Annotated in this window: 23 protein-coding genes; 7 read left to right on the top strand and 16 right to left on the bottom strand. The window is 58.8% G+C overall.

Annotation, left to right across the window (positions count from 1 at the left end; all coding sequences use genetic code 11):
- Positions 1 to 68 precede the first annotated feature (68 nt).
- From ACT2B1_RS01820 to ACT2B1_RS01805, 4 genes are all read left to right on the top strand, one after another.
- Positions 69 to 1,241: an MFS transporter gene (locus tag ACT2B1_RS01820; protein ID WP_481668459.1), complete on the top strand. Its 1,173-nt coding sequence runs from the start codon at positions 69 to 71 to the stop codon at positions 1,239 to 1,241.
- Between the two features lie 23 nt (positions 1,242 to 1,264).
- The gene (locus ACT2B1_RS01815; protein ID WP_481668458.1) at positions 1,265 to 2,299 is read left to right on the top strand and encodes a glycosyltransferase family 4 protein; all 1,035 of its coding nucleotides are present in this window, start codon (positions 1,265 to 1,267) and stop codon (positions 2,297 to 2,299) included.
- A 111-nt stretch (positions 2,300 to 2,410) separates the two neighbouring features.
- On the top strand, positions 2,411 to 3,433 hold the full coding sequence (locus tag ACT2B1_RS01810; RefSeq protein WP_481668457.1) for an aspartate-semialdehyde dehydrogenase: 1,023 nt from the start codon (positions 2,411 to 2,413) through the stop codon (positions 3,431 to 3,433).
- A 150-nt stretch (positions 3,434 to 3,583) separates the two neighbouring features.
- Complete coding sequence (locus ACT2B1_RS01805; protein ID WP_171240400.1) at positions 3,584 to 4,462, top strand: endonuclease NucS domain-containing protein; 879 nt, start codon at positions 3,584 to 3,586, stop codon at positions 4,460 to 4,462.
- A gap of 69 nt (positions 4,463 to 4,531) precedes the next feature.
- Here the strand turns inward: ACT2B1_RS01805 and ACT2B1_RS01800 are convergent, their stop codons facing one another.
- The 7 genes from ACT2B1_RS01800 to ACT2B1_RS01770 form a co-directional block, all read right to left on the bottom strand.
- The gene (locus ACT2B1_RS01800) at positions 4,532 to 5,578 is read right to left on the bottom strand and encodes an ABC transporter ATP-binding protein (RefSeq protein ID WP_171240401.1); all 1,047 of its coding nucleotides are present in this window, start codon (positions 5,576 to 5,578) and stop codon (positions 4,532 to 4,534) included.
- A complete protein-coding gene (locus ACT2B1_RS01795) occupies positions 5,578 to 6,825 on the bottom strand; it encodes an MGH1-like glycoside hydrolase domain-containing protein (RefSeq protein WP_481668456.1) in 1,248 nt (415 codons plus the stop codon). Before ACT2B1_RS01795 ends, ACT2B1_RS01800 begins: the two co-directional genes overlap by 1 nt.
- A gap of 5 nt (positions 6,826 to 6,830) precedes the next feature.
- Positions 6,831 to 8,039: a carbohydrate ABC transporter permease gene (locus ACT2B1_RS01790; RefSeq protein WP_171124188.1), complete on the bottom strand. Its 1,209-nt coding sequence runs from the start codon at positions 8,037 to 8,039 to the stop codon at positions 6,831 to 6,833.
- Complete coding sequence (locus tag ACT2B1_RS01785) at positions 8,039 to 9,271, bottom strand: ABC transporter permease subunit (RefSeq protein WP_481668455.1); 1,233 nt, start codon at positions 9,269 to 9,271, stop codon at positions 8,039 to 8,041. Before ACT2B1_RS01785 ends, ACT2B1_RS01790 begins: the two co-directional genes overlap by 1 nt.
- A 66-nt stretch (positions 9,272 to 9,337) precedes the next feature.
- Positions 9,338 to 10,693 (bottom strand): ABC transporter substrate-binding protein, encoded by a 1,356-nt coding sequence (locus ACT2B1_RS01780; RefSeq protein WP_171123920.1) that lies wholly within the window; start codon positions 10,691 to 10,693, stop codon positions 9,338 to 9,340.
- Complete coding sequence (locus ACT2B1_RS01775) at positions 10,690 to 11,844, bottom strand: LacI family DNA-binding transcriptional regulator (RefSeq protein ID WP_481668454.1); 1,155 nt, start codon at positions 11,842 to 11,844, stop codon at positions 10,690 to 10,692. Before ACT2B1_RS01775 ends, ACT2B1_RS01780 begins: the two co-directional genes overlap by 4 nt.
- A gap of 306 nt (positions 11,845 to 12,150) precedes the next feature.
- On the bottom strand, positions 12,151 to 12,801 hold the full coding sequence (locus ACT2B1_RS01770) for a carbonic anhydrase (RefSeq protein WP_171123916.1): 651 nt from the start codon (positions 12,799 to 12,801) through the stop codon (positions 12,151 to 12,153).
- Between the two features lie 150 nt (positions 12,802 to 12,951).
- On the opposite strand from ACT2B1_RS01770, the gene ACT2B1_RS01765 reads away from it, so the two are divergent.
- The 3 genes from ACT2B1_RS01765 to ACT2B1_RS01755 all read left to right on the top strand — a co-directional run bounded on the left by ACT2B1_RS01765 (position 12,952) and on the right by ACT2B1_RS01755 (position 15,516).
- A complete protein-coding gene (locus tag ACT2B1_RS01765) occupies positions 12,952 to 13,335 on the top strand; it encodes a hypothetical protein (protein WP_481668453.1) in 384 nt (127 codons plus the stop codon).
- A 64-nt stretch (positions 13,336 to 13,399) separates the two neighbouring features.
- Positions 13,400 to 14,782 (top strand): leucyl aminopeptidase family protein, encoded by a 1,383-nt coding sequence (locus ACT2B1_RS01760; RefSeq protein WP_481668995.1) that lies wholly within the window; start codon positions 13,400 to 13,402, stop codon positions 14,780 to 14,782.
- Positions 14,779 to 15,516 (top strand): C40 family peptidase, encoded by a 738-nt coding sequence (locus tag ACT2B1_RS01755; protein WP_171240407.1) that lies wholly within the window; start codon positions 14,779 to 14,781, stop codon positions 15,514 to 15,516. The genes ACT2B1_RS01760 and ACT2B1_RS01755 overlap by 4 nt, the downstream gene beginning before the upstream one ends.
- Here ACT2B1_RS01755 and ACT2B1_RS01750 read toward each other — a convergent pair.
- The 9 genes from ACT2B1_RS01750 to ACT2B1_RS01710 form a co-directional block, all read right to left on the bottom strand.
- Positions 15,513 to 15,863: a DUF2794 domain-containing protein gene (locus tag ACT2B1_RS01750; RefSeq protein ID WP_171123908.1), complete on the bottom strand. Its 351-nt coding sequence runs from the start codon at positions 15,861 to 15,863 to the stop codon at positions 15,513 to 15,515. The genes ACT2B1_RS01755 and ACT2B1_RS01750 overlap by 4 nt on opposite strands.
- Positions 15,864 to 15,935: 72 nt before the next feature.
- On the bottom strand, positions 15,936 to 17,603 hold the full coding sequence (locus tag ACT2B1_RS01745; RefSeq protein WP_481668452.1) for an ABC transporter permease: 1,668 nt from the start codon (positions 17,601 to 17,603) through the stop codon (positions 15,936 to 15,938).
- 110 nt (positions 17,604 to 17,713) lie between these two features.
- The gene (locus tag ACT2B1_RS01740) at positions 17,714 to 18,931 is read right to left on the bottom strand and encodes a phenylacetate--CoA ligase family protein (RefSeq protein WP_171240409.1); all 1,218 of its coding nucleotides are present in this window, start codon (positions 18,929 to 18,931) and stop codon (positions 17,714 to 17,716) included.
- A gap of 19 nt (positions 18,932 to 18,950) precedes the next feature.
- Positions 18,951 to 19,784, bottom strand: a complete 834-nt coding sequence (locus ACT2B1_RS01735) for an ABC transporter ATP-binding protein (RefSeq protein ID WP_171123903.1) — start codon at positions 19,782 to 19,784, stop codon at positions 18,951 to 18,953.
- Positions 19,785 to 19,857: 73 nt separating this feature from the next.
- A complete protein-coding gene (locus tag ACT2B1_RS01730; RefSeq protein WP_171123900.1) occupies positions 19,858 to 21,138 on the bottom strand; it encodes an ABC transporter substrate-binding protein in 1,281 nt (426 codons plus the stop codon).
- Between the two features lie 72 nt (positions 21,139 to 21,210).
- Positions 21,211 to 22,287: a branched-chain amino acid ABC transporter permease gene (locus tag ACT2B1_RS01725; RefSeq protein WP_481668451.1), complete on the bottom strand. Its 1,077-nt coding sequence runs from the start codon at positions 22,285 to 22,287 to the stop codon at positions 21,211 to 21,213.
- 3 nt (positions 22,288 to 22,290) lie between these two features.
- Positions 22,291 to 22,548, bottom strand: a complete 258-nt coding sequence (locus ACT2B1_RS01720) for a hypothetical protein (protein WP_171123896.1) — start codon at positions 22,546 to 22,548, stop codon at positions 22,291 to 22,293.
- A gap of 2 nt (positions 22,549 to 22,550) precedes the next feature.
- Positions 22,551 to 23,537 carry a branched-chain amino acid ABC transporter permease gene (locus tag ACT2B1_RS01715; protein ID WP_171124173.1) on the bottom strand — a complete coding sequence of 329 codons (987 nt, stop codon included), beginning with the start codon at positions 23,535 to 23,537 and terminating at the stop codon, positions 22,551 to 22,553.
- 29 nt (positions 23,538 to 23,566) lie between these two features.
- A complete protein-coding gene (locus ACT2B1_RS01710) occupies positions 23,567 to 24,385 on the bottom strand; it encodes an ABC transporter ATP-binding protein (protein ID WP_171123892.1) in 819 nt (272 codons plus the stop codon).
- Positions 24,386 to 24,459: the final 74 nt, after the last annotated feature.

Below are 24,459 nucleotides of genomic sequence, written 5' to 3'. Positions count from 1 at the left end.
CGTGCTTGTGTGCGGCGATTGTACGTGCCAATCAGGGGCGGTCAGCCGTTGGGGAAGAGGGGCGATACATGAAGGCAGGATTGGTGGTGTTGTGTCTGGGCTATGTGCTCAGCCAGTTTTTTCGTGCTTTCCTTGCCGTTCTCAGTGTCGATCTTGGCCGCGACATAGGGGCCACGCCCGAGGACCTAGCCTTTGCCTCGGGCCTTTGGTTTTTGATCTTTGCCGCCATGCAGCTTCCAGTGGGTTGGGCGCTGGATCGGGTCGGCCCGCGCCTGACGGCCGCCGCACTTTTACTGATCGGAGGTGCCGGTGGGGCTGCATTGTTCGCAATCGCTTCTACGCCCTTCCACGTTGCCATCGCGATGGGGCTGATCGGGGTTGGCTGTTCACCGGTCCTGATGGCGTCTTATTACATCTTCGCGCGTGAGTTTCCCCCGGCGCGCTTTGCGACGCTAGCCGCGCTGATGCTGGGTGTCGGGTCAGTGGGTAATTTGGTGGCCTCATATCCCACCGCACTTGCCGTCGAATTGATGGGCTGGCGCGCAACCATGTGGGTGCTGGCGTTGTTCTCAGGCGCGATTGCGCTGGGTATTCTGACTACCGTGCATGACCCCAAACGGGTTGAAACAGACCACAAGGGTTCGGTTCTGGACCTAGTGAAACAGCCCGCTTTGTGGGCGATCCTGCCGCTGATGCTGGTGGCCTACGCGCCTTCGGCGGCTACGCGCGGGCTTTGGGCCGGACCTTACCTGAGCGATATCTTCGCCCTCAGTACCACGCAAATCGGCACGGCGACGCTGATCATGGGAGCCGCCATGATTGCCGGGACCTTTACCTATGGGCCGCTCGACCGGATTTTAGGCACGCGGAAATGGGTGATCTTTGGCGGCAATGCGCTGGGGGTGATCGCTTTGTCACTGCTGTGCCTGTGGATCGACAACAGCGTCTGGGTGTCCATCGTATTGATTTCGATCATTGGCTTTGTGGGGGCCAGCTTTCCAGTCATCATGGCGCATGGCCGCGCCTTTGTACCGCCACATCTTGTGGGCCGAGGCGTAACCCTGCTGAACCTGTTCGGGATCGGTGGCGTCGGCTTCGCGCAGTTCGTCACCGGCCGCATCCATGCGGCCACAGTGGACATCAGTCCAAGCGCACCCTACACAGCGATATTCGGCTTTTTCGCGGTCACGCTTGCCATTGGCTGCGTGATCTATCTATTCAGCCGGGACAGCGTCGACTGACGCTGAAACCGTCAGGAGCAACCATGTCCGACCCGCGCGTTATCGCCCCCAATCTGAAACGCAGGCTTTCAGGCGTAACGGCGACGATTGCGCGGTTGGTGCCGTTGCAAGTGCAGTGGATCGACATAGCCGCCACCGGCCCCGGCCTGCCTGCCGACATTCCGCATATCCCGCTGAGCCGCCTGCCCTTTTTGTCGCGTAAATCCCTGCGTGTCTGGCATGCGCGCCGCAACACCGAGATGCTGTTGGGTCTGTTCCTGCGCAACATCCTGCGCCTGCGGTTGAAGCTGCTATTCACCAGCGCCTCGCAGCGCAGCCATTCGGGCTATACCAAATGGCTAATCGGCAAGATGGACGCCGTGGTGGCCACCTCGCGCAAGACCGCCGGGTATCTGGACCGGGACGCGCAGGTCATCATGCATGGCATCAACCTGCAGGATTTCACCCCGCCCGAGGATAAGGCGGCGGTTCGTACCCGCTTGGGTCTGCCGGATGGTCTGTTGCTGGGCTGCTATGGCCGCATCCGCCAACAGAAAGGCACCGACGCTTTTGTCGATGCGATGATCGAGCTGTGTGGCCAGTTCGATGACGTCCACGGCATCGTCATGGGCCGCGCCACAGAAAAGCACACCGCCTTTCTGGCCGAGCTGAAAGACAAGGTCGCGGCTGCGGGCCTGTCCAACCGCATTCTGTTCATGCCCGAAGTCACGGTCGACCAGATCGCCGAATGGTATCAGGTGCTGGACCTATTCATCGCGCCCCAGCGGTGGGAGGGATTCGGCCTCACCCCGCTGGAGGCGATGGCCTGCGGCGTGCCCGTCGTGGCCACCGATGTCGGAGCGTTCTCGGAAATCGTCACCGACCCTACGCTGGGCCGTATCATCCCGCCGGGCGACATCCCCGCCATGGTGGACGCCAGCGCCCAAATGCTGAAAAACCATGATTCCCTCACCCAATCCGGCCGCGCTGCCCGTGCCCATGTCGAACAGAATTTCGACATCAACGGCGAAGCAAAGACCCTTGTTGCCCTCTACGAACGGCTTCTGACCGAAAACTGAGGCGATGCGCCGCGTCAAATCGGTGTCATTGGGTGAAATATGCCCCGAAAACTCTTTTTTCTTTGCTGCAACGCGGCTATGAACGCGCGTCCTTAACTTTGGAGACATGAAATGGGCTATCGCGTCGTTGTCGCCGGCGCCACGGGTAACGTGGGCCGCGAAATGCTGAACATCCTGGCGGAACGCCAGTTCCCCATCGATGAACTTGCTGTTCTGGCAAGCCGTCGTTCGCTGGGAACCGAAGTAAGCTTTGGCGACAAGACACTGACCACCCAGGACATCGACACCTTCGACTTCACCGGCTGGGACATGGCGCTGTTCGCCATCGGCTCGGACGCGACCAAAGTCTACGCGCCCAAGGCGGCCGCTGCGGGTTGTGTGGTGATCGACAACAGCTCGCTCTATCGCTACGACCCGGATATTCCGCTGATCGTGCCGGAATGTAACCCGCAGGCGATCCACGACTATAAAAACAAGAACATCATCGCCAACCCCAACTGCTCGACCGCGCAGATGGTTGTCGCGCTGAAGCCGCTGCATGACCGCGCCAGGATCAAGCGCGTTGTCGTCTCGACCTATCAGTCGGTGTCGGGCGCGGGTAAAGACGGTATGGATGAGCTTTGGGATCAGACCAAAGCCATCTACAACCCCACCACCGAGGTTGAGCCGAAGAAGTTCCAGAAACAGATCGCCTTCAACGTCATTCCGCAGATCGACGTCTTCATGGAAGACGGCTCGACCAAGGAAGAGTGGAAGATGGTTGTCGAGACCAAAAAGATCGTCGACCCGTCGATCAAAGTCACAGCTACCTGCGTCCGCGTTCCGGTGTTCGTTGGCCACTCCGAGGCCGTGAATATCGAGTTCGAGGAATTCCTGGACGAGGATGAGGCCCGCGACATCCTGCGCGAGGCCCCAGGCATCATGGTGATCGACAAGCGCGAAGACGGCGGCTACGTCTCGCCGATCGAATGCGCGGGCGATTTCGCCACGTTCATCAGCCGCATCCGTCAGGATTCGACCATCGAGAACGGCATCAACCTGTGGTGCGTGTCCGACAACCTGCGCAAAGGCGCGGCCCTGAACGCTGTGCAGATCGCCGAACTGCTGGGCCGTGAGGTTCTGAAAAAGGGCTGAGGTTCGGTAAACCTGATCAAGGCCTTTAAGACACACCCCGCCATGAAATTGGCGGGGTTCTTTTTTGAAAGAGAATTTATCTTTCCATCCTGGCGAGTTAAGCCGTTACCCTGCTTCTGAACTCATTTTGGCATGCAGGTGATCGCAGTAATGGTACCCCCAAGATCCTTCTCAAATGGTATTGAGATTGAAGACGTGGAAGGTGGCCTTTTCGTGCATCAATACGACGAGGCCTACATCGCGCGAAACTGGGATCTTACCCCACCCGTAGAGCATCTGATCGAAACGGCACTGACCAGTGACTTGACCTGTATGATCCGAAACGATCATCCGCGCCGCAACGCGCGTTGGCCCAACCCGCGGGGCGTTGTCTATCTCGCCTTTTCACCATCCAGAGACAATCAGTGGTCTCTCGCTATTGATACATTTTCAGTCGCACGCGGCGACTATGGCCACGCCGTGTTCAACGGAAAGTACCATGAACAGTTTGTAGCGAGCGGCCTTTCCTTCGAGTTCGAGAAGCGCAACAAGACGGCAGGTCATCTGGTTGTTTACCGTGACAGGGTTATCCAGACACTCGAGCATCTGGCGGAATTTGATCACTCTGTCCTTTCTCTGAACCGAAAACCTCATACCGGCGAAGGATTTACTACTGAGTATGTCATCCAGCGCGAATTACTGTTGAACTGGTCCCAAACGCCGTGGAGCGCACGCTACGACGTTTATCAGGATGAATATCCGCTGGACGGCGGCCTGAATTCGCGGCGGATCGATATTCTCGCCCGAGACCGTTTGAATGGCGATTGGCTGATCATCGAACTGAAACGTGCCGAAGCCAAGCCGGCAGCAATACATCAGGTCTCGGACTATTTGCTTGCGCTGGGCAGGTTGGACGGCTTCGCAAATGGACAACTGAGGGGCGTCCTTGTTGCCGAACGCATTTCAGAGGATGTTCGATCCATAGGCAGGTCCGAAAACATAGACATGTACGAGGTCAGTTGGCCGCTGAAACTGAAGCAAGTGGGCTAGACACAGCCCGAAAGGATCGAAGGGCGAAAGACAGTGGATGCGCCCATTCGACAGGCGCAGCCACCGCGATTACAACGCCTGCCCCTCCCCATCAAAAAACTGCAATTTCTCGGGCGCGAAATGCAGACCGATCTGCGCCCCGGCCTTGATTTCGGTATCTCCCCCAAGGCGAACGGTGACTTTTTCTTCGGTGCCGCAATCGACGATGATGAACATGTCGGCGCCAAGGTATTCGACAACCTCGACCACGCCGTCGCTGTGGCCTGTGCCCGGTTCGACCACGCTGATATGTTCGGGGCGGATGCCCAGCCGTGTCGCCTCGCCCGTCCGGTCAAATGGACCGCTGCCGCCGTTTTCCAAACGGAACTGATCCCCGGCCACGGTACAGGGCAGGACGTTCATCTTTGGGCTGCCGATGAACTGCGCCACAAACAGGTTGGCCGGGCGTTCATACAGCTCGCGCGGGGTGCCGACCTGTGCGATCTTGCCGAACTCCAGCACCACGATTCGGTCGGCCAGCGTCATCGCCTCGACCTGATCGTGGGTCACGTAGATCATGGTTCGGTTCAGGCTTTGATGCAGCTTGGCAATCTCATAGCGCATTTCGACCCGAAGGGCGGCATCGAGATTGGACAGGGGTTCATCAAACAGAAACGCGGTCGGGTCGCGTACGATGGACCGACCGATGGCCACGCGCTGACGCTGCCCACCGGATAGGTCCTTGGGGCGGCGCTCAAGATAAGGCTCTAACTTGAGGACTTCAGCCGCTTTTCCGACACGCTCGGCGATATCGGCCTTGGACACACCCGCCACCTTCAGCGAGAACCCCATATTCTCGGCCACGGTCAAATGGGGGTACAGAGCATAGGACTGAAACACCATCGTCAGCCCCCGTTTCGAGGGCGGGTGGTCGGTCACATCCGCCCCGTTGATCAAAAGCCCCCCGCGCGAGATATCCTCGAGCCCGCCAATCATGCGCAACAGGGTGGACTTGCCGCATCCCGAGGGGCCGACAAAGACGACAAACTCACCTTTTTGAATCTGCAGGTCGATCCCTTTGATCACCTGCACCTCGCCGAACCATTTCTCGACGCTTTTGAGTTCGATGCTGCCCATCAGTTCCTCCCTGCCCAGTGCAGCCAAACGGCGGCGGTCCATGTGAATGAATTGCCACCTGCGGGACCTCCGGTGAGCGGATCAAAATACTCGGCAAAGCCATGTCCGGCGATCAGGCGCGCGGTTTTCAGGCGCAGAGCTTCGGCTTCGACCCCGTGGCCCATTTCAGCCAGTCCAAAACCGGTCAGCATGTTCATGAATGCCCATGTCGGGCCGCGCCAGTATCGGCGTTCGTCGAATTTAGGCATGTGCGGGTCATAGCTGGGAATCGGATGCGGTACCGTGGTCAGAACCGTCTTGACCCGGTCCAGCATCCGGGCCGATTCAATTCCTGCGTACCAGCACAAATAGCTTGCGTTAGAGACACTTTCTGCCCATTCGCCAGTATGCGCATCCCGCGCGTCAAACGCGCCCAGCACCTCATTCCAAAGGGATCGCGCACCAGCCTCAAGCCGATCAATATCGGCGCTGAGACCGTCAGCCTCAAGCCCGAGATCATTGCTCACGGCCAGCAGATCGCGGGCAGCGCGCAGGGTGGTGAAGCTCATGGTCGGATCGGCCACGCGAAACGGATTCACCTCTAGCAGCTTCGCCTGATCCCATCCCGCCTCACGGCCGATATTCACCAGTTTGATGTAGCGGTCGTAGTCGTATTTCGTCGGACGGTCGGCGCTGTTGACATGGCTGGTATCACGGCGCTGATATTCACCCACGTCCGAGGCATCAATTGCCGCCATCGTATTGTCCCAGTCGGGGGCATTGTCGCGCCCGGCCTCCCACGGGTGGGTGGTGCAGACCGCGCCGTGATCGTCCAGCCGCCACGCCATGATCCAACGGTGCCAGGCCAGCATCTTGGGGAACAGCGCCCGCATCCGTTCTTTGCCTGCCACCGGATCCATATCCACTACCCGCCGCGCCATTGTTGCCGCCAATGGAGGTTGAATGATCCCCGAAGACGGGATCGGCCCCGTTCCGCCCCACACGTCCGGTCCTGGAAAATAGCCCGGATCGGGCTTGTGAAACAGGATATGCGGGACCATGCCGTCCGCCCATTGACCCGAGAACAGCGTCTCAAGCTCAACCCATGCGCGGTTGATGTCGAACTCGGCAAAACCCAGCGCAGCAACCGCGCTGTCCCAGTTCCATTGGTAGGGATACAGTCCGCTGGTGGGGATCGTGTAGCCGCCCCTGTCATTGGCAATCAGGATATTGCGAGCCGATTCACTCGGCGTAGTATAGTAGTTCATGTCAGTCATCCTTTGACCGAGCCTGCCGTCAGGCCCTTGGTCATGAAACGTTCAAGCCCCAGAAACAGGGCCATGATCGGAACGGTGGCAATCACCGCGCCGGCCATCAGGTGTTGGCGGGGAATCTCCGAGGAGTTCAGCATCGTAACGCCTCGGGTCAGGGTGAATTTCGACGGGTCGTCGAGCAGCATGAAGGCCAGCAGGAACTCGTTCCACGCAATCATGAAGACATAAAGCGACACCGACGCCAGCGCAGGCAGGCTAAGCGGCAGGGTGATCTTCCAAATCACCGCCAGCCGCGACAGACCATCCATCAGACCGGCCTCTTCCACTTCGGTCGGCAGACCCCGGAAGTAACCTTGCAGCATATAGAGCGCGACCGGGATCGTGGTAACCGGGTAGATCATGACAATGCCCAGGATCGAGTTGCGCAGACCCGTCAGCGAAAACGCGATGTAAATCGGCAGCGCCAGAACGATCATCGGCACCATGTAAATCAGCAGGATCGAGCGTGAGAACGCCTTTTGCCCTTTGAACCGAAATCGCGCGACGGCATAGGCTCCGGGAACGCTGAACAACAGGGTGATGAACACCGTCAGGACTGACACATAGAACGAGGTCCACAGGTAAGTGCCGAAATTGAAGTCTCGGAACAGCTCCGAATAGCTGCGAAACAGCGCCCAGCCTTGCGACAGGTCAACCGAGAAATCCAACGGGTTCTGCAATAGGGCCTGTTGCGATTTCAGGCTGGTCATCACCATGACATAGAAAGGGATGACGACAATGGCGGTGAAGAAAATATAGCCGAAGCCGGTGCAGAACCGGATCACGGCGTCTTCAAATTCGTGGCGGGTGAGCTCACCTAAGGGCGTGTCCCGCAGGATCGCCGCCAGAGACAGGTGCGTAACAATGGCCATGGCAAGAACCGTGACCAATACGGCCTGCAAAGACGTATCCGAGCCGATCAGGACCGGGCCAAATCCGGTCAGGGCAGACAAGCCCAACAGGGCCGAGATCCCCAACCGCGCCGGTGCACGCTGTGCCGGAAACCGGACATAGACCAGCCCGGCCAAAGCCCCCCAGATCAGGCAGAGCAAGACCTGCGGGCGAAACGCTGCCCCGGTCGAAAACGACATGGTGATGGCGACAGTGGTGGCAATCACAACCAGCCAGAGCGCGCCCAGAACCGGGCCGGTGATATATCCTTTGCGCATCACAGACCCTCCTCTCGGCTGATGAAGCGGAAGAAGACAAAGCTGAAGGCGATCAGGCACATCAGGATCACAACGGCCACCGCTGCGCCTGCCCCGATATTGGAAATCGCGAATGCCTGTTCATAGACATTCACGGTTAGGGTGCGCGTGCCCGCATTGCCGCCGGTCAGCAGGAAAATGTCGTCGAACTTGTTGAACGTCCAGATAAAGCGCAGCAGGAACAGCACCGACAGAATGCCCAGCAGTTGCGGGATGCTCAGCAGCCAGAACTTCTGGAAGGGCGACGCCCCGTCCATATCCGCCGCCTCATACATGCTGGAGTCGATGGACTGCATCCGAGCCAAAATGAAAAGGAAGGACAGCGGGAAATAGCGCCAAATCTCAAACACAGTGACCATGATCAACGCCAAAGGCCGCTCGCCGAAGAAATTAATTGGCTCGCTACTCAATCCCATTTGCACCAGCAACGCATTGGCCGAGCCTGAGAACGGGTCAAACAGCGTAACCCACGTAAAGGCCACCGCGATCACCGGTGCGACGTAGGGAAACAGGTAAAGCCCCCGGATGATACCCTGCCCTTTGAAACTTTTGTTCAGCAACAGAGCCGCAAACAGACCCATCACCAAGGCTCCGATGGTACCGAAAACCGTGTAGAACAGCGTGACCCAAAGAACGCCCCAGAACTCATCCCCGTCGAATACGCGAGCATAGTTTTCCAAGCTGAACTGGAAATTGGTCAGAACGCTTGGCCCGCTGCCGGTGACGCCGGGTTCGGACCCTTCGATCGCGTCTTCAAAGGCGTCAGGGTCTCCGTCCACGGTGACCGGAATTCGAATGCGTTCGCGCTGACCTCCTTCCAGAGTGCCGAAATCACAGAACAAATCCGGCCCGTTCAGCACGCAAGGGGCGGAAACTTCGCCCACCGTTACACCATCGGGCAATACATCTGTCACGGTCACGCCTTCAATGGCGATTTCCTGGCTTGAATTGCGCACGCGGTATTCGATCCGCAGATCCTCGCCTGATCCGCGCAGGCTTTCGCGCACAACGGGCGCAGGCGGGCGCAGGTCAGACAGGGTGAACGGCTTGAAACTGATCCAGAAGATCGCCAGCAAGGGCAGGATCACCACAAGCGATACACTGATCACGGTTGGGGAAAGCAAAGCCCAGGCCAGACGCGCCTCGCGTTTGGCAAGCGCCCCGGTTCCGGTCGGTGGGGTGGCCGAAGACATAGGTGGACCTCAGAGGGTTAGGTGCAGCGGCGCGCACGCCGCTGCAGATACCGGTCAAGCAGGGGTCTACTGAACCTTGGCAAGTTCTTCGTTCATCGCGGCCACGGCAGCGGCGGCGTCGATTTCATCGTCGATATATTGACGCACGATCCGGTTGATGACCTGAGAGTTGATCATCTTGGACGCCAGCGAAAGCTGCCCTTCGGCCACGCCCCAACGCTGCGCAACGTCCAAACCGCCGACGATCTCGTCGATCATCGCCTGATCGTATAGCTCACCCAACGGGGCCTTGCGATCAACGCCCACGGGCAATTCCGCCCACGCTTCGGCAAAGGCCGTCGGGTTGTCGGCGTTACCGCGACGCACCGGGAACTTGCCTTCGGGCGCGATGGACAGCGTCTGGGTATAGCCATCATCCATGGCGAATTTCACAAACTCCATCGCCGCGTCAGTATCGGCGTCATTGGTGATCCCGAAATACCGCACATCCCCCCATGCTGCGCCGTCCGGGTTGGATGGGCCAGAGAAGTTGGTCACAATCCCCGTTTTCGACGCCAAATCGCGCGAGGTCGGGTCATCGGTGATGGTGGGCGGCGCGCTGTCGCGTAGACCTGCCAGTTCATCCAGAATGAACGGCGACCAGATGATCATCGCGGCTTTGCCATCGAAATACAGCTCGCGCGATTGCTTCCAGAACAACTCGCCCGGAGGCGAGGCTTTGGAAATCGCCTTGTAAAAGTCCAGAACTTCGGTGGTTTTGGCCTCATCCAGCGGCTGGAACCCGTCCGGGCCAACGGGCGAAACGCCGTTGGCGAGGAAGACATGCTCCAACACCTGGCTCATGAAGTTTTCGTCAACCTTCGTGGCCGAGACAAATCCGTACATTTCCGGCGGGTTGTGCAACTTGTCCAACGCAGCCAGAACATTGGCATAGGAACTTGGGGCTTCCAGACCAGCCTCGTCGAACAGGTCCTTGCGGTAGACGACCATCTGGGTCCAGCCATCAACCGGGACCGAGGCCGTTTCACCATTGAACGCCGCCATTGCCAGCGCCCCGGGGGCGAATGTGTCCGCGCCCAGTTCCTCGATCACCTCTGTTGCGGCTTCGGTATCCAGGATACCCGCCTCGGCCCAGGGCAGAGCGTATTGCAGTGTGTGATAAACGACGTCCGGCAGATCACCGGCAGCAAAGGCCGCGGTTGCACGCGTACCCAGATCGCTTTCGGTGACAGGGATCACTTCGACTGTCGTTCCCGTTTCAGCTTTGAACTGGTCGGCCATCTCCTGCTGCTTGGCCAGACGTTCGGGCTGTTCCTCGGTGGTCCAGAAGCGGATCGTATCCGCCTGCGCCGACAGCGCGCCAAGCATCACTGCCAGCGACGTGCCCAGCATCAGGCGGGACATCTTGGGTGTAAGTTTCATGATCGGTCTCCCCGGTTATGATTATTGTCAGTCTGTATTATGCGCGCCAGTTCCTGTGGCGTTCGTGTTGGCGGTCCGTCCGATCCACCCTCAACCAGGGTGGCTTCGGTCAGTTCGCGTAAACCTGCGGGGTCGTCGCCCCGGATTTGCCGGATCAGCATCGTCGCCAAACGCTGTCCGGCCATGTGTGAATCTACCGCAAAGCTGGTCAGAGCCGGGCGCGCGTACCGGGATTCGGGAATGCCGTCATAGCCAATGATGGACACGTCACGACCGATCTCAAGCCCCAGATCCTGCGCGACCGGGTAAAAGCCCAAGGCCGCCAGATCGGTGGCAAAGACAATTGCTGTCGTGGGCTGTTCGACCTGCATCAAGGCCATGGCCTGCGCAGCGCCTTCATCCCGTGTTCTGACCCCGTCCCGGATCAGGTCGGGGTCCAAGGGCAATCCAGCCTCGTGCAGACCTTCGGCATACCCATCGCGGCGCAGGTGGCTGTAGTTGAACTTGAGGTCACTGCCGACATAACCAATGCGCGTATGTCCAAACCCGGCCAACCGCAAAACCGCCTTGCGCATCGCCGTTTCACCGGCGATATCGAACCAAGAGGTTTCCTCCCACGTGTTCGGCTGCCCATACCCGGTACGGCCATACAGGATGTGGGGAACCCCAAGGCTGCGCAAAAGGCCGATCCGGGCGTCCTTGACTGCGGTCCGGGGCAGAATGAAACCATCCGCTTTGCGTTCTTCGAACAATCTGCTGAGGACTTTCAACGTGTCCCGTTCCGAGGTCGCGGTCGAAATCGTCATCGTCCAGTCAAGGTGACTTGCAGCCTCGCACGCACCAGCCAGAAAATCCTGCAGGAACGGGTTGTGACGATCAGGTTCGTCGCTGTTCAACACCATCGCAATCGCACGAACCTGCCCGGTACGGATGGCCTGCGCATGGCTCAGAGGTCGATAGCCCAACTTGCGCGCCGCCGTTTCCACCCTGGCGCGGGTCACAGCCGAAATATCAGAATACCCGTTGAGCGCCCGCGATACAGTGCTTTTAGACAAGCCCAGATGCGCGGCCAATTCATCAAGCTTGACGCGCCCAGAAACCGAGGGGCGATCTGCGGTGTCCCGCGGCCGATGTGAAAGATTCGCTGTCATTGATTGCAATTTTTTGTTCCGAAACCGGTTTCGGCAACGAAAAAGTTAAAAAAAGTGCAGAATGGCTATTTTTTTGGCTTCTTCTTATTGGGAAATCGCCCCGCTGGGCCGTCGCAAACGGACGAACGCCTTTAATTTAACCAATCAGGATTGCGTTTGAAGTAATGTCCCAGGTGGTCGGACCACACAATTTACGTATCGACCGACCTGAATCGGTTCAGGCTGGGTGCGGTACGTTGGACAAAAAAGGGCGCGGAATCGGCAACCTGATCCCACGCCCGTCAAATTGAAAGAACCTTCGGCGGTTTAAACGACGACGAACTTCTTCGCCTGCGGATCATAACATTGCAGTCCGCCTTCACCGATATCGGTCCACAATCCATGCAGGCTGAGCGAGCCATCCTCGACCGCCGACGACACAAACGGGAAGGTCATCAGGTTTTCCAACGAGGCCACAACCGCTTGCCGTTCAAATTGACGCGCTTGCTCTGCCCCGTCTTCGACATCAGAAACAAGTTCGTATTTCGGTTTCAGGATATCCATCCAGCGGCCAACAAAGCTTTCTTTCGCTTCCAACTGCGGGGCCTGTCCCTTGCACATGTCAATGCACCCCTGAACCCCGCCGCATTGCGAATGGCCCAGCACGATCAGATGCGCCACTTTCAGCGCAGTTACGGCATATTCGATTGCCGCGCTTGTGCCGTGGTGGTCACCGTCAGGGGCGTAAGGCGGAACAAGGTTGGCGATATTGCGGTGAATGAAGAACTCACCCTGATCAGCCCCGAAGATCGAAGTGACATGAACCCGACTATCGCAGCACGAAATCACCATGGCGCGCGGACGCTGTCCCTCTGTAGCAAGACGGCGATACCAGACCTGGTTCTCGGAATAAGTGGTGGCTTTCCAGCCATGATACCGTTTGACCAGATAATTCGGCAAAGGCTTGGCATGATCCATGTTCGTGTCCCTGATTTGTTCGCTGTGGGCTGCTCTAGCCCGAATTCGAGGAAAATTCGAGCAATTATCCCTCAGGAACGCAAGGTTTTGCAAAGAAGTTCTCGGTCAAAGTCGCCTTGTACCGTGGGGGTATAGTGAATTGGGGAATAAGTGGTGGAAAATATTTTCACGCTTGAACACAAGGAAACTGTCCGACTGGACCCGGACCGGGTGAACGGGTTGTATCGGCAGCTTGGAGAAAAGAATGCACTGGACGTGTTGTGCCGCACGGTCGAGGAGCTGGCCGTTCGCCTGTCGAATTGCGAACGGTTCTGGCGGCAGCGCGATTGGACCGGGCTGCGAAAATGTTCGCGGTCGTTGGTGGCAATAGCCGACCAGGTCGGCATGACAGCAGTGGCTGGTGTCGCAGATGACGTCGCCCGAAACGTAGATGCAGGAGATGCGGTCGCCACGGGCGCCACCCTGTCTCGTCTGATCCGCGTGGGCGAGAAATCCCTGACGGTGATCTGGGATCAGCAGGACCTTTCTGTCTGACAGGGGCTTGCAGATGGAATGTGGGCGGCTAGGCTGGGCGCAAATCGAACCAGCCGAGTTACCCATGACCCTGACCTTTGCCTCGCCCTCAGACAATTCTGTCCCGCTGCACGTGATCGCCCAACCCGATCTGGATGATTGGGTAAAGGATCAGCCTGATGCCGTGCAGAACTGGGTCACGAACAACGGGTTTACGGGGGCGATGGGCCAGACCTTGTTGGTTCCCGGAACGGACGACGCGCCGCTTTACGCTTTGGCGGGGTATGGCAAACCCGCAGGCCGCGCCCGCAAGCGTTTTCCACTGGCGGCTGCGGCAGAGGCGCTGCCGAAAGGCACCTATCACATCGCTTGGGGCGTTCCCAAGGACGCTCTGGAAACTGAATGCTTTGGCTGGTTGATGACCGGATACGCATTTGACCGCTATGCCAGTCAGTCGCCGGCCAAAGCCCGGCTGGTTGCCCCCGACGGCATTGATGCCGCGCGTCTTGAGGTTCTGGCCAAAGCCGAAGCCCTGATCCGGGATCTGGTCAACACCCCCGCGTCGGATATGGGGCCAGAGCAATTACAGGCCGCCTCCGAGGGCCTCGCGCAGGAATTCGGCGCATCCTGTTCGGTGATCGCAGGCGATGCGCTGCTGGATCAGAACTTTCCGATGATCCACACGGTTGGCCGCGCTGCCGCGCAGGAACCGCGGCTGATCGAGATGAACTGGGGCACAACAGGGCCAAAGCTGACCTTGGTCGGTAAAGGTGTGTGCTTTGACACGGGCGGTCTGAACCTGAAACCCGGCGCGTCGATGGGGTTGATGAAGAAAGATATGGGCGGTGCCGCCAATGTTCTGGGGCTGGCCCGTATGATCATGGCGCTGAAGCTGCCGCTGCAACTGCGGGTTCTGATCCCCGCTGTCGAGAATTCGGTGTCCGGAAACGCCTTTCGGCCCGGCGACATTCTGACCTCGCGCAAGGGCCTAACGGTCGAGATCAACAATACCGACGCCGAAGGTCGCCTTGTTCTGGCAGACGCGCTGGCGCTTGCGGACGAAGAGACACCGGACCTCGTGATCTCGATGGCGACGCTGACCGGCGCTGCGCGGGTGGCCGTGGGAACCGATCTTGCGCCCTATTTCACCGACAGCGACAACGCGGCAGACGCGCTGACCCGCGCGGCGCGCAAGGCCGCCGATCCGGTCTGGCGCATGCCGTTCCACGACCCGTATGAAGGGTTGATCGAGCCGGGCATCGCCGATCTGGACAACGCCCCGGCCGGTGGGTTTGGCGGTTCCATTACCGCCGCGCTGTTCTTGCGTCGCTTTGTAGGCGACAGCCGTTACATGCATTTCGACATCTTCTCATGGCAGCGCAGCAACGAACCCGGTCGCAGCAAGGGCGGGTTTGGCCAAGGGCCACGCGCCTTGTTGACGGCCTTGCCCGAGATGCTGGACCTATGACACGCCAACGCATCATCCAACCGGTTACCGACCTGTTGCGCGAGCCGGACGGTCCGCGCGACCGACAGTTGCTTTTTGGTGACGCTGTCGAGCTCTCAGAACGGGCAAACGGCTGGAGCCGGGTCATCGCAGAAAAAGATGGCTACGCCGGCTGGGTCCGCTCGGAACAGCTTGGCCCGGACCTAAGCGCAACGCATTGGATCACGGCACCAGCCACCCACGCCTATGCTCGGCCAGACATGAAAAGCCCCGACCGGACCTCTTTGAGTTTTGGAAGCAGGGTTGCGGCCACGTCCGAGGTAAATGGCTTTCTGGACACCGAGCTTGGGTTCATCCCGACCGTTCACGCCAAACATGTGGGCGTTCCGCTGACCGATCCTGTTGCAGTAGCCGAACTTTTTCTGGGCACACCCTATCTTTGGGGCGGAAACAGCCGGTTCGGGCTGGATTGTTCAGGACTGGTTCAGGCCGGGCTGCTAGCCTGCGGACAACCCTGCCCAGGAGACAGTGGCGATCAGGAGCGCGAACTTGGTCATCTGCTGCCGCAGGGCACCCCTCCTCAGCGCGGCGATCTGCTGTTTTGGAAAGGGCATGTGGCCTGGGTTTATTCCGAGGATATGCTGCTGCACGCCAATGCTTTCCACATGGACGTGACGTTTGAGCCAATGGAACAGGCGATCACGCGCATTCTGGAACAGGGTGACGGGCCGGTGACGGCCCATAAGCGGCTCTAATCAAGGTCAACTGAACGGATCAGCTTACGCTCAAGCACGCGCAGCACCGTGCGCAGATCGTGGCCGCGTTTCAGGATTCGGCCATCCATGCCCACGACCGAATACATCCCTTGTTTCTGTCGAAGCCGGGGGTGTTTCTCGACCCGATAGATGGGATGTTCCGCAGTTCGGCGAAAGATCGAAAACACGGCCATGTCCCGCAAGTTGGAAATACCGTAATCGCGCCATTCTCCGGCGGCGACCATCCGGCCGTAGACGGACAGAATATGGGACATCTCATGCCGGTTAAACGCGACGGGCATCTGGGCCGAGTTTGCAGAGAACCGGCTGGGAGGCTGCATGTTCATACCCCAAGCCTTGCCGGAAAACGCGTCTGAATCAAGTCCGGCGACACCCGGGTGTGATATTTTTGGATCGCTCTAACGCCGCTGACCAACCTGTCGACAGATCAGGATGACCGGCAACAGCCCCACCGCCAGGATGACCAGAGAGGGGACCGCAGCCCCCTCGAGCCGTTCATCCGAGGCCAACCGATAGGCCTGCACCGCCAGCGTATCAAAGTTGAACGGGCGCATGATCAGGGTCGCGGGCAGTTCTTTCATCACGTCCACAAACACAATCAGCAGCGCCGTCAACAAGGACGGTGTCAGGATAGGAAGATGAACCCGGCGCAATGTTCCCAGCGGGGTTTGCCCCAAAGACCGCGAGGCCGCGTCCATGTTGGCATGAACTGTGCTTTGCCCACCTTCATAAGCGCCGAGCGCCGCCGCCAAGAACCGCACCATATAAGCGGCGACCAGCAGCCAGATTGAGCCCGTCACCAGCAAACCCGTCGAAACATCAAAGGTCGCCCGCATCCAAGCATCCAGTGCATTGTCGAAACTGGCAAATGGCACCATCAGGCCCACCGCAATGACACCTCCGGGCACCGCATAGCCCAACCGCGCCATGTACCCCGCGCCAGATGACAACCGCCCGGGGCGCAACCGCTGAAAGAATCCGACGGTGATCGCGGCGCAAACCGTAATCACGGCGGCAGTACCGGCCAAAGTCAGCGAGTTCTTAATGAAGCCGATATAGCGGCGCGACAGCAGGTTCTGCTCTGACTCCAGCCCCATCTGAATCAAGATGAACACCGGCAGCAGGAAGCCCAGAAGAACCGGAATGGCGCACAGCGTAAAGCCCGCGGCAGCCTGCCAGCCCTTTAGCCGCGCCGAGGGCAGTGACGCATGACTTTTCCCTGCCTGATAGTATTTCGCCTTACCGCGCTGCATCCGTTCGGCCACGGCCATGACCAGCGCAAAACCCAGCAGGCACAGGGCCAACTGCGCGGCGGCAGCGCGGTCTCCGATGGAAAACCAGCTTGTGTAGATACCGGTGGCGAATGTTTGCACGCCAAAATAGGCGACAGTGCCGAAATCGGCGATGGTTTCCATAATCGCCAGCAGCACACCCCCCGCAATTGCCGGGCGCGCCATGGGCAGCGATACGTGCCAGAACGCCAGCCAAGGGCTTTTGCCTAACGCCCGCGCCGCAAGAAAAGCCGTGGCGCTTTGCTGAAGAAACGCGGCGCGGGCCAGCAGGTAGACATAAGGATACAGCACGAGGATCAGCATCACCGCCGCACCCTCGGTCGAGCGTATCTCGGGGAACCAATAGTCGCGTGGCCCCCAGCCGGTCACATCGCGCAGGGTGCTTTGGACAATGCCGGGGTGATCCAGAATGAACGTATAAGCATAGGCCAGCACATAAGCCGGAAAAGCCAGCGGCAAAACCAAAGCAATCTCAAGGAACCGAACGCCGGGAAAGCGTGTCATGGTCACAAGCCACGCAGCACCGACACCGATGGCAAACGTACCAATCGCCACCAGAACGACCAAAATCACCGTCGTAAGCGCATAGCGCGGCAAAACGGTTTGCAACAGGTGAGAGATCGTATCCGTTCCGCCCGTTGCAGCCGCCAGAACGACGGCGAGCATCGGCAACAGGCAAGCGGCCGCAACAAGACAGGCGACCGTGCCAACCAGCCGGGTACCAAACGCGCCGTGGTTGCGCGTGCCATGTTCTGAAACTTCTATGTCGGCCATGATCCCGGCTTGTAACTGGCGAATGCGCAGAGTTGGCCATTAATCGACCAAAACGCTAAGAAACACCAGTCTACAGGGGAACAAATCTGCGGCACAAACTGCCGCAGACTTTATTCATAGACCCGCTGATCCTCGATCACCAAACCATCCTTGGGCAGCGAACCGGGTTCGACAACCTCGATCGCGCCTTTTAGCTTCAGCACTTCGATCACGGATTTGGCATAGGTCATGTCATCTCCGCTGGGGCTTTCAATCTGAACGGTCATTGTATCCATCTCGCCCTGACGGGCTGCGATGACACGAGCCTTTACGATCTCGGCGTGTTTGTCGACCAGCGCGGCCACCTGTTCAGGACGCACGAACATGCCCTTGATCTTGGTCGTCTGGTCGGCACGACCCATCCAGCCTTTGATCCGCGCATTTGTACGACCGCAGGGCGACTGGCCGGGCAGGATCGCCGACAGATCACCGGTCGCGAACCGGATCAACGGATAATCGGGGTTGAGCGAGGTTACGATCACCTCACCCACTTCACCCTCGGCCACAGGGATGCCGGTGCCGGGGGTCACGATCTCGACGATGATGTGTTCGTCCAGAATCATCCCCTCCATCGCAGGGCTTTCGTAAGCGATATTGCCCAGATCAGCGGTGGCATAGCATTGCAGGCACGAAATCCCGCGATCCGCATATTCCTGACGTAAGGATGGGAACAGCGCGCCGCCTCCCACAGCAGCCGTAGCGAATTGCAGGTCCACACCCATCTCATCCGCTTTATCCAGTATGATCTTCAGATAGTCGGGCGTTCCGGCATATGCGGTGCAACCCACATCACGCGCGGCGGTCACTTGCAGCTCGGTCTGGCCGGTGCCTGCGGGCAACACGGCGGCGCCCACGGCCCGCGCGCCGCTTTCAAATATCATGCCGGCAGGCGTCAGGTGATAGCCGAAACAGTTCTGCACGATATCGCCCGGCCCCACGCCTGCCGCGTGCAGGAACCGGCCCATGCGCCACCAATCGGGATCGGTGTTGCCCGGTTCGTAGATCGGACCCGGAGACTGAAACACATGATGGAAATGCCGCGCCGGAGTGACCGTGAACCCGCCGAACGGAGGTCGCTGAGCCTGTGCCTGCGCCAGTTCAGATTTTCGTAGAACCGGCAGTTTGACCAGATCTTCGATGGTTTTCACCGCATCGGTATCCACCCCGGCCAGATGAGCCTGAAACCCCGGCGCGGATTGGGCGCGTTCCAGCTGAACTCGCAACCCTTGCGCCTGATCAGCTGCGCGCTGATCGGCTGATCGGGTTTCGAGTGCGTCGTAGTAAGTCATCGCCAGATCCTCCACCCGCTCACAACCACCTCTTGCGGCGGCGGTATGAGCGTACATCTCGGAAACTTTTTCGGCCTTCATCGGACATGCCCAGATAGAACTCTTTCACGTCCGGGTTTTCACGCAACTCATCGGCAGGTCCGTCCATAACGACACGGCCCGATTCCAGAATGTACCCGTAATGGGCGAACCGCAGAGCAACGTTTGTATTCTGTTCGGCCAGCAGGAAGGACACGCCCTCTTTTTCATTGAGATCCTTCACGATGCCGAAAATCTCTTCGACCAATTGCGGGGCCAGCCCCATTGAAGGCTCGTCCAGCAGGATCGTTTCCGGCCGCGACATCAACGCCCGGCCCATGGCAACCATCTGCTGCTCACCTCCCGAGGTATAACCCGCCTGCGACCGGCGTCGTTCAGCCAGACGTGGGAAGTAGGTGTAGACCAGATCAAGGTCTTTCTGGACCGCGGCTTTGCCGTCCTTGCGGGTATAAGCTCCGGTCAGAAGATTTTCCTCGACCGTGAGGTGTTCGAAACAGTGACGGCCCTCCATCACCTGAATCACGCCTTTTTCAACCAGATCCGCCGGATCGCTTTCATGCACGCTTGCGCCGCGATACTTGATCGACCCTTTGGTGACTTCGCCCCGTTCCGAATGCAGCAGGTTCGACACCGCCTTGAGCGTCGTCGTCTTGCCCGCGCCATTACCACCGAGCAGAGCAGTAATACCGCCTTTGGGAACGGTCAGGCTGACACCCTTAAGGACGAGGATCACATGGTTGTAGATCACCTCGATATTGTTGACTTCAAGCAGGGTTTCCGCCTGCACGTCAGTGGTTTGAGCCGCATCCAGCATCAGCGCGTGTCCTCGTGCGAGTGTTGGGGTCGGGACGGCGGTCTGCCGCCGCCCCGGATTTCAGTACGCCGGATCAGCAGCGCGATCCGATGTTGTTTTCCGACGCATAAGCGCTCGAGTCTTCGTCGATCAGCGGACCGATCACGTCGCCATCGGTTGCCTTGAACTCGGAAATCAGGCTCCAGGTTTTGTTGGCCGCATCCCATTGGGTCACACCAACCAGAGCGTCCCCGCCGTGGTTCTCACACGAGACCGAGAATGCCGGACCAAAACCAGGCAGACCCAGTTCGGTCATCTTGGCTTCGTTGATTTCCAGCGCCTCCATACCGTCGCGCATCATCGCAGGGGTGATGTCGGCAGTACCGTGGATTTCCTGCGCTTTCTTGGCAGCTTCGGCCGCAAGCATCGCGGCATAAAGACCACGGTTGTACAGAACCGTACCGACCTGATCGCCAGCACCGGCAGCTTTACCCGCATCGACGACATGCGTCTTCAGATCGTCAAAGACCGGGAAATCCGTGCCCACGTTGTGGAAGGTCAGCGCCTTATAGCCGTTTGCGGCCTCGCCCGCTGGCAGCACATCGTTTTCAGAACCGGACCACCAGATACCGATGAAGTTTTCCATCGGGTAACGGATGTTGGCAGCTTCCTGAACGGCCACCTGGTTCATGACGCCCCAGCCCCACATCAGAACATAATCGGGGCGATCACGGCGGATTTGCAGCCACTGCGATTTCTGTTCCTGGCCCGGATGGTCAACCGGCAGGGCGACAAGCTCAAAGCCATGCTTGGCCGAAAGCTCTTCCAACGTGCGGATCGGTTCCTTGCCATAGGCCGAGTTGTGGTAGACCAGAGCAATTTTCTTGCCGCTCAGGTCCCCGCCATTCTCTTCCAGCAGGTAGTTCACCGCGCCCGAGGCACCATCCCAATAGTTTGCAGGATAGTTGAACGTGTGGCTGAACACATCGCCGTTCTTGGCGGACGTACGGCCATAGCCCATCGTGTGCATCGGGATGCCGTCTGCCGTGGTCTTAGGGATCAGCTGATACGTGATACCGGTCGACAGCGGTTGATAGACCAGCGCACCTTCGCCCTTGGTCGATTCATAGCATTCCACACCTTTTTCGGTGTTATACCCTGTCTCGCATTCAATCACCTTCGCCGGAACGCCACCGATCCCGCCGTCACGTTCGTTCAGCAGGGTAAAGTAATCCGCATACCCATCCGCAAACGGAATACCACCCGCCGCGTAAGGTCCGGTACGGTAGCTGAGTGACGGGAATACGAGATCGGCCATAACCGGTCCTGCCGCCATTACGGCGCCCAGCGCCACGGTTGCCAATTTCAATTTCATCGGGTTTCTCCTCCCTTGGTTGGTCCGATGTTGGGTTCGGGCTTTGCACCCGTTATCTGATTGGGCCTGCCCCTAGTGCGGGAATGGCCAGAGTTTGAGTTTCTCTTTGGCGACGCGCCACAACTGCGCCAGCCCATGTGGTTCCAGGATCAGGAACATGATGATCAGCCCACCGACGATCACCAACTGCAAATGCGCCACGATATCCGTGGGCCAACCCAGCATATCCGCGCCAACCACTTTCAGGACCACCGGCAACAGCACAAGGAACGCCGCCCCCGCAAAGGACCCGAAGATAGAGCCCAATCCCCCGATAATGATCATGAACAGAACCAGGAACGATTTGGTAATGCCGAACACCTCGCCAACCTCAACCGCGCCGAGATAGACTGCAAAGAACAACGCGCCCGAGATGCCCACAAAGAATGAGCTGACGGCAAAGGCGGTCAGTTTCGCCTTGAGAGGGTTCACCCCGATGATCTCGGCCGCGATATCCATATCGCGGATCGCCATCCACGTACGCCCGGTAGTGCCGCGTGTCAGGTTGCGTGCGATCACGGCGCAGACGGTCAGAAAGATCAGGCAGAACAGATACGTGGCCCATGCCGGAGCATTCGGTCCAGTGATGATGATCCCGAACACATCGCGTTCCGGTGCGTTGATCTGACCCGAAGCCGAGTAGTTGTAGAACCACGGCACCCGGTTGAACAGCCACACAAGAAAGAACTGCGCGGCCAGCGTCGCCACCGCCAGATAGAACCCCTTGATCCGCAACGATGGAAGACCGAACAGAACGCCGACAATGGCAGTGATGCCGCCGGCCAGAATGACATGGATGAACATGCTGACGTCAGGAAAGGCCGTCATCAGCTTGTAGCAGGCATAAGCCCCCACCGCCATGAAGCCGCCCGTACCAAGACTGACCTGCCCGCAATATCCAACCAGAATATTCAGGCCGATCGCCGCGATCGCGTAGATCAGGAACGGCAGCAAAAGCGCGTTAGCCCAGTAATCGTTGATGATGAACGGTATGATCCCGAACGCGACCGCCAGAACCACATAGTACCGATACCGGTCGAACTTGATCGGGAAAGTCTGGCTGTCATCCACATAGGAAACTTTGAAGTCTCCGGCTTCACGATAGAACATGTGTCACTTTCCCCATTGTTCCTGCGCCCGGTTCCGGGCTGCGGCGTCCAGTTGATTGGACCCTTTTGCGTATCCGCTCGCCTCTGACGCGCGCACCAGTTTCATGTAGGCCATGATGCCCGTGACCAGCCCGGCAAAGGCAAGGATCGCAGCGACAACCAGTTGGGTTGCGGTCAGATCGTCCGAGGTGACGGCGATATAGCCAAAAGCCCAGAACCCCGACCATGCGATCACATTGATGATGGCAATCATTTTCTGCATCGCTACACCCTCTCGATGATCTTCTCACCGAACAGACCCTGCGGTCGGAATACGAGGAAGATCAGCGCCAGAACATAGGCGAACCAGTTCTCGGTCGCGCCACCGACCATCGGGCCGATTGCGAATTCAAACAGCTTTTCACCCACTCCGATGATCAGCCCGCCCACAATCGCTCCGGGGATCGAGGTAAAGCCGCCCAGCATCAGCACCGGCAACGCCTTAAGCGCGATCAGCGACAGCGAGAACTGAACGCCCGACTTGGTGCCCCACATGATCCCAGCAACCAGCGCGACAAACCCAGCAACCGACCAGACCATGATCCAGATGAAGTTCAGCGAGATTCCCACCGACAGCGCGGCCTGATGATCATCCGCCACCGCTCGCATCGCCCGGCCCTGCTTGGTGTATTGGCTGAACACCACCAGCGCGGCCACCAGCAGCGCCGCAATCAAGGTCGCCACGATGTCCAGGTTGTCGATGAAGAAGCCATAGCCAAAGATGTTGAACGTGGTCTCGTCGATCCACAGGTTGATGCCTTGTGGCAGGCCCACGTCCAGGGTCTTGATCTCGGATCCCCACATCAGGTCGGCCACGCCTTCAAGCAAATAGGCCAGACCGATGGTCGCCATGAACAGAATGATCGGTTCCTGACCAACCAGATGGCGCATGACGAACCGTTGCACCGCCCAGGCAAGGAACACCATCACGGCCATGGTCAGCAGGATCGCCAGCAACGCCGGGACATTCCACCCGAAATAGTGGATATGCGTCCCGAAGATCGCGTTGATCAGATGCGCGAACGGCACTTGCCCATTCATGATCCCGACAAGGGTCATGGCCGCGAACAGGGCCATAACACCCTGAGCATAATTGAAAATCCCCGAAGCCTTGTAAATAAGCACAAAGCCCAGTGCGACCAGCGCATACAGAACCCCGGCCATCAGGCCATTTAGGATGACCTCCATCGCGAAAATCAGCTGATCAGGCATGTTCGCCCCCTCTCATGTCTGTCAGTTGGTCAGTCATGGCTCACCCCCAGATAGGCGTCGATGACTTCCTGGTTGTTGCGCACCTCGTCCGGTGTGCCGTCCCCGATCTTCTTTCCGTAATCCATCACGACAACCCGGTCGCTCAGATCCATCACCACGCCCATGTCGTGTTCGATCAGGGCGATGGTGGTGCCGAACTCGTCATTCACATCCAGGATAAAGCGGCTCATGTCCTCTTTTTCCTCGACGTTCATGCCTGCCATCGGTTCGTCCAACAGCAACAGCTTGGGTTCGGCCGCCAACGCACGGGCCAGCTCTACGCGTTTTTTCAATCCGTAAGGCAGGCGCGACACCGGAGTTTTCCGGATGTGTTGGATTTCAAGAAAGTCGATGATCTTCTCGACCGCCTCGCGGTTTTCGGTTTCTTCCGCCTCGGCTTTCCCTTTCCACAGCGCCTGCTGGAAAATGTTGGTCTTCATGTAACCCAGCCGCCCTGTCATGACGTTATCCAGAACGCTCATGCCTTCGAACAGGGCAATGTTCTGGAAGGTTCGCGCAATCCCCTGCTGTGCCACCTCAAAAGGCCGCATCGGAGGGCGCTTCGCCCCGTGAAACCAGACCTCACCCTCTTGCGGGACATAGAACCCCGATATCACGTTCAGCATCGAGGACTTCCCCGCGCCGTTCGGGCCGATAATGGCGCGGATCTCACCTTCGCGGATGTCGAACGAGATATCCTTGATCGCGACCACACCACCGAAACGCAGGGTGATATTCTTCATCTCCATCACCACGCCGCCGATCTTGCGGCCATCCTCGGTGACATATCCTTCGGAACTATCCAGCATCAGTCACTCCCTGACTTGCGCAAAAACGGGACGGAGGGCGGGGCGAAGACCGCAGGTCGAGCGGCGCTCGAACG

The sequence above is a fragment of the Ruegeria sp. S263 genome (assembly GCF_056780525.1).
This window is presented reverse-complemented; position numbering and strand designations above follow the sequence as displayed.

What these genes read in the sequence shown, in the direction of transcription:
- ACT2B1_RS01725 (WP_481668451.1), bottom strand. Translation starts at nt 22,287, where the DNA reads ATGTTCTATCGTGAAGCCGGAGACTTCAAAGTTTCCTATGTGGATGAC.
- ACT2B1_RS01775 (WP_481668454.1), bottom strand. Translation starts at nt 11,844, where the DNA reads ATGACAGCGAATCTTTCACATCGGCCGCGGGACACCGCAGATCGCCCC.
- ACT2B1_RS01770 (WP_171123916.1), bottom strand. Translation starts at nt 12,801, where the DNA reads ATGGATCATGCCAAGCCTTTGCCGAATTATCTGGTCAAACGGTATCAT.
- ACT2B1_RS01710 (WP_171123892.1), bottom strand. Translation starts at nt 24,385, where the DNA reads ATGCTGGATAGTTCCGAAGGATATGTCACCGAGGATGGCCGCAAGATC.
- ACT2B1_RS01750 (WP_171123908.1), bottom strand. Translation starts at nt 15,863, where the DNA reads ATGAACATGCAGCCTCCCAGCCGGTTCTCTGCAAACTCGGCCCAGATG.
- ACT2B1_RS01735 (WP_171123903.1), bottom strand. Translation starts at nt 19,784, where the DNA reads ATGCTGGATGCGGCTCAAACCACTGACGTGCAGGCGGAAACCCTGCTT.
- ACT2B1_RS01810 (WP_481668457.1), top strand. Translation starts at nt 2,411, where the DNA reads ATGGGCTATCGCGTCGTTGTCGCCGGCGCCACGGGTAACGTGGGCCGC.
- ACT2B1_RS01805 (WP_171240400.1), top strand. Translation starts at nt 3,584, where the DNA reads ATGGTACCCCCAAGATCCTTCTCAAATGGTATTGAGATTGAAGACGTG.
- ACT2B1_RS01745 (WP_481668452.1), bottom strand. Translation starts at nt 17,603, where the DNA reads ATGGCCGACATAGAAGTTTCAGAACATGGCACGCGCAACCACGGCGCG.
- ACT2B1_RS01730 (WP_171123900.1), bottom strand. Translation starts at nt 21,138, where the DNA reads ATGAAATTGAAATTGGCAACCGTGGCGCTGGGCGCCGTAATGGCGGCA.
- ACT2B1_RS01780 (WP_171123920.1), bottom strand. Translation starts at nt 10,693, where the DNA reads ATGAAACTTACACCCAAGATGTCCCGCCTGATGCTGGGCACGTCGCTG.
- ACT2B1_RS01820 (WP_481668459.1), top strand. Translation starts at nt 69, where the DNA reads ATGAAGGCAGGATTGGTGGTGTTGTGTCTGGGCTATGTGCTCAGCCAG.
- ACT2B1_RS01800 (WP_171240401.1), bottom strand. Translation starts at nt 5,578, where the DNA reads ATGGGCAGCATCGAACTCAAAAGCGTCGAGAAATGGTTCGGCGAGGTG.
- ACT2B1_RS01715 (WP_171124173.1), bottom strand. Translation starts at nt 23,537, where the DNA reads ATGCCTGATCAGCTGATTTTCGCGATGGAGGTCATCCTAAATGGCCTG.
- ACT2B1_RS01790 (WP_171124188.1), bottom strand. Translation starts at nt 8,039, where the DNA reads ATGCGCAAAGGATATATCACCGGCCCGGTTCTGGGCGCGCTCTGGCTG.
- ACT2B1_RS01795 (WP_481668456.1), bottom strand. Translation starts at nt 6,825, where the DNA reads ATGAACTACTATACTACGCCGAGTGAATCGGCTCGCAATATCCTGATT.
- ACT2B1_RS01815 (WP_481668458.1), top strand. Translation starts at nt 1,265, where the DNA reads ATGTCCGACCCGCGCGTTATCGCCCCCAATCTGAAACGCAGGCTTTCA.
- ACT2B1_RS01785 (WP_481668455.1), bottom strand. Translation starts at nt 9,271, where the DNA reads ATGTCTTCGGCCACCCCACCGACCGGAACCGGGGCGCTTGCCAAACGC.
- ACT2B1_RS01760 (WP_481668995.1), top strand. Translation starts at nt 13,400, where the DNA reads ATGACCCTGACCTTTGCCTCGCCCTCAGACAATTCTGTCCCGCTGCAC.
- ACT2B1_RS01740 (WP_171240409.1), bottom strand. Translation starts at nt 18,931, where the DNA reads ATGACTTACTACGACGCACTCGAAACCCGATCAGCCGATCAGCGCGCA.
- ACT2B1_RS01755 (WP_171240407.1), top strand. Translation starts at nt 14,779, where the DNA reads ATGACACGCCAACGCATCATCCAACCGGTTACCGACCTGTTGCGCGAG.
- ACT2B1_RS01720 (WP_171123896.1), bottom strand. Translation starts at nt 22,548, where the DNA reads ATGCAGAAAATGATTGCCATCATCAATGTGATCGCATGGTCGGGGTTC.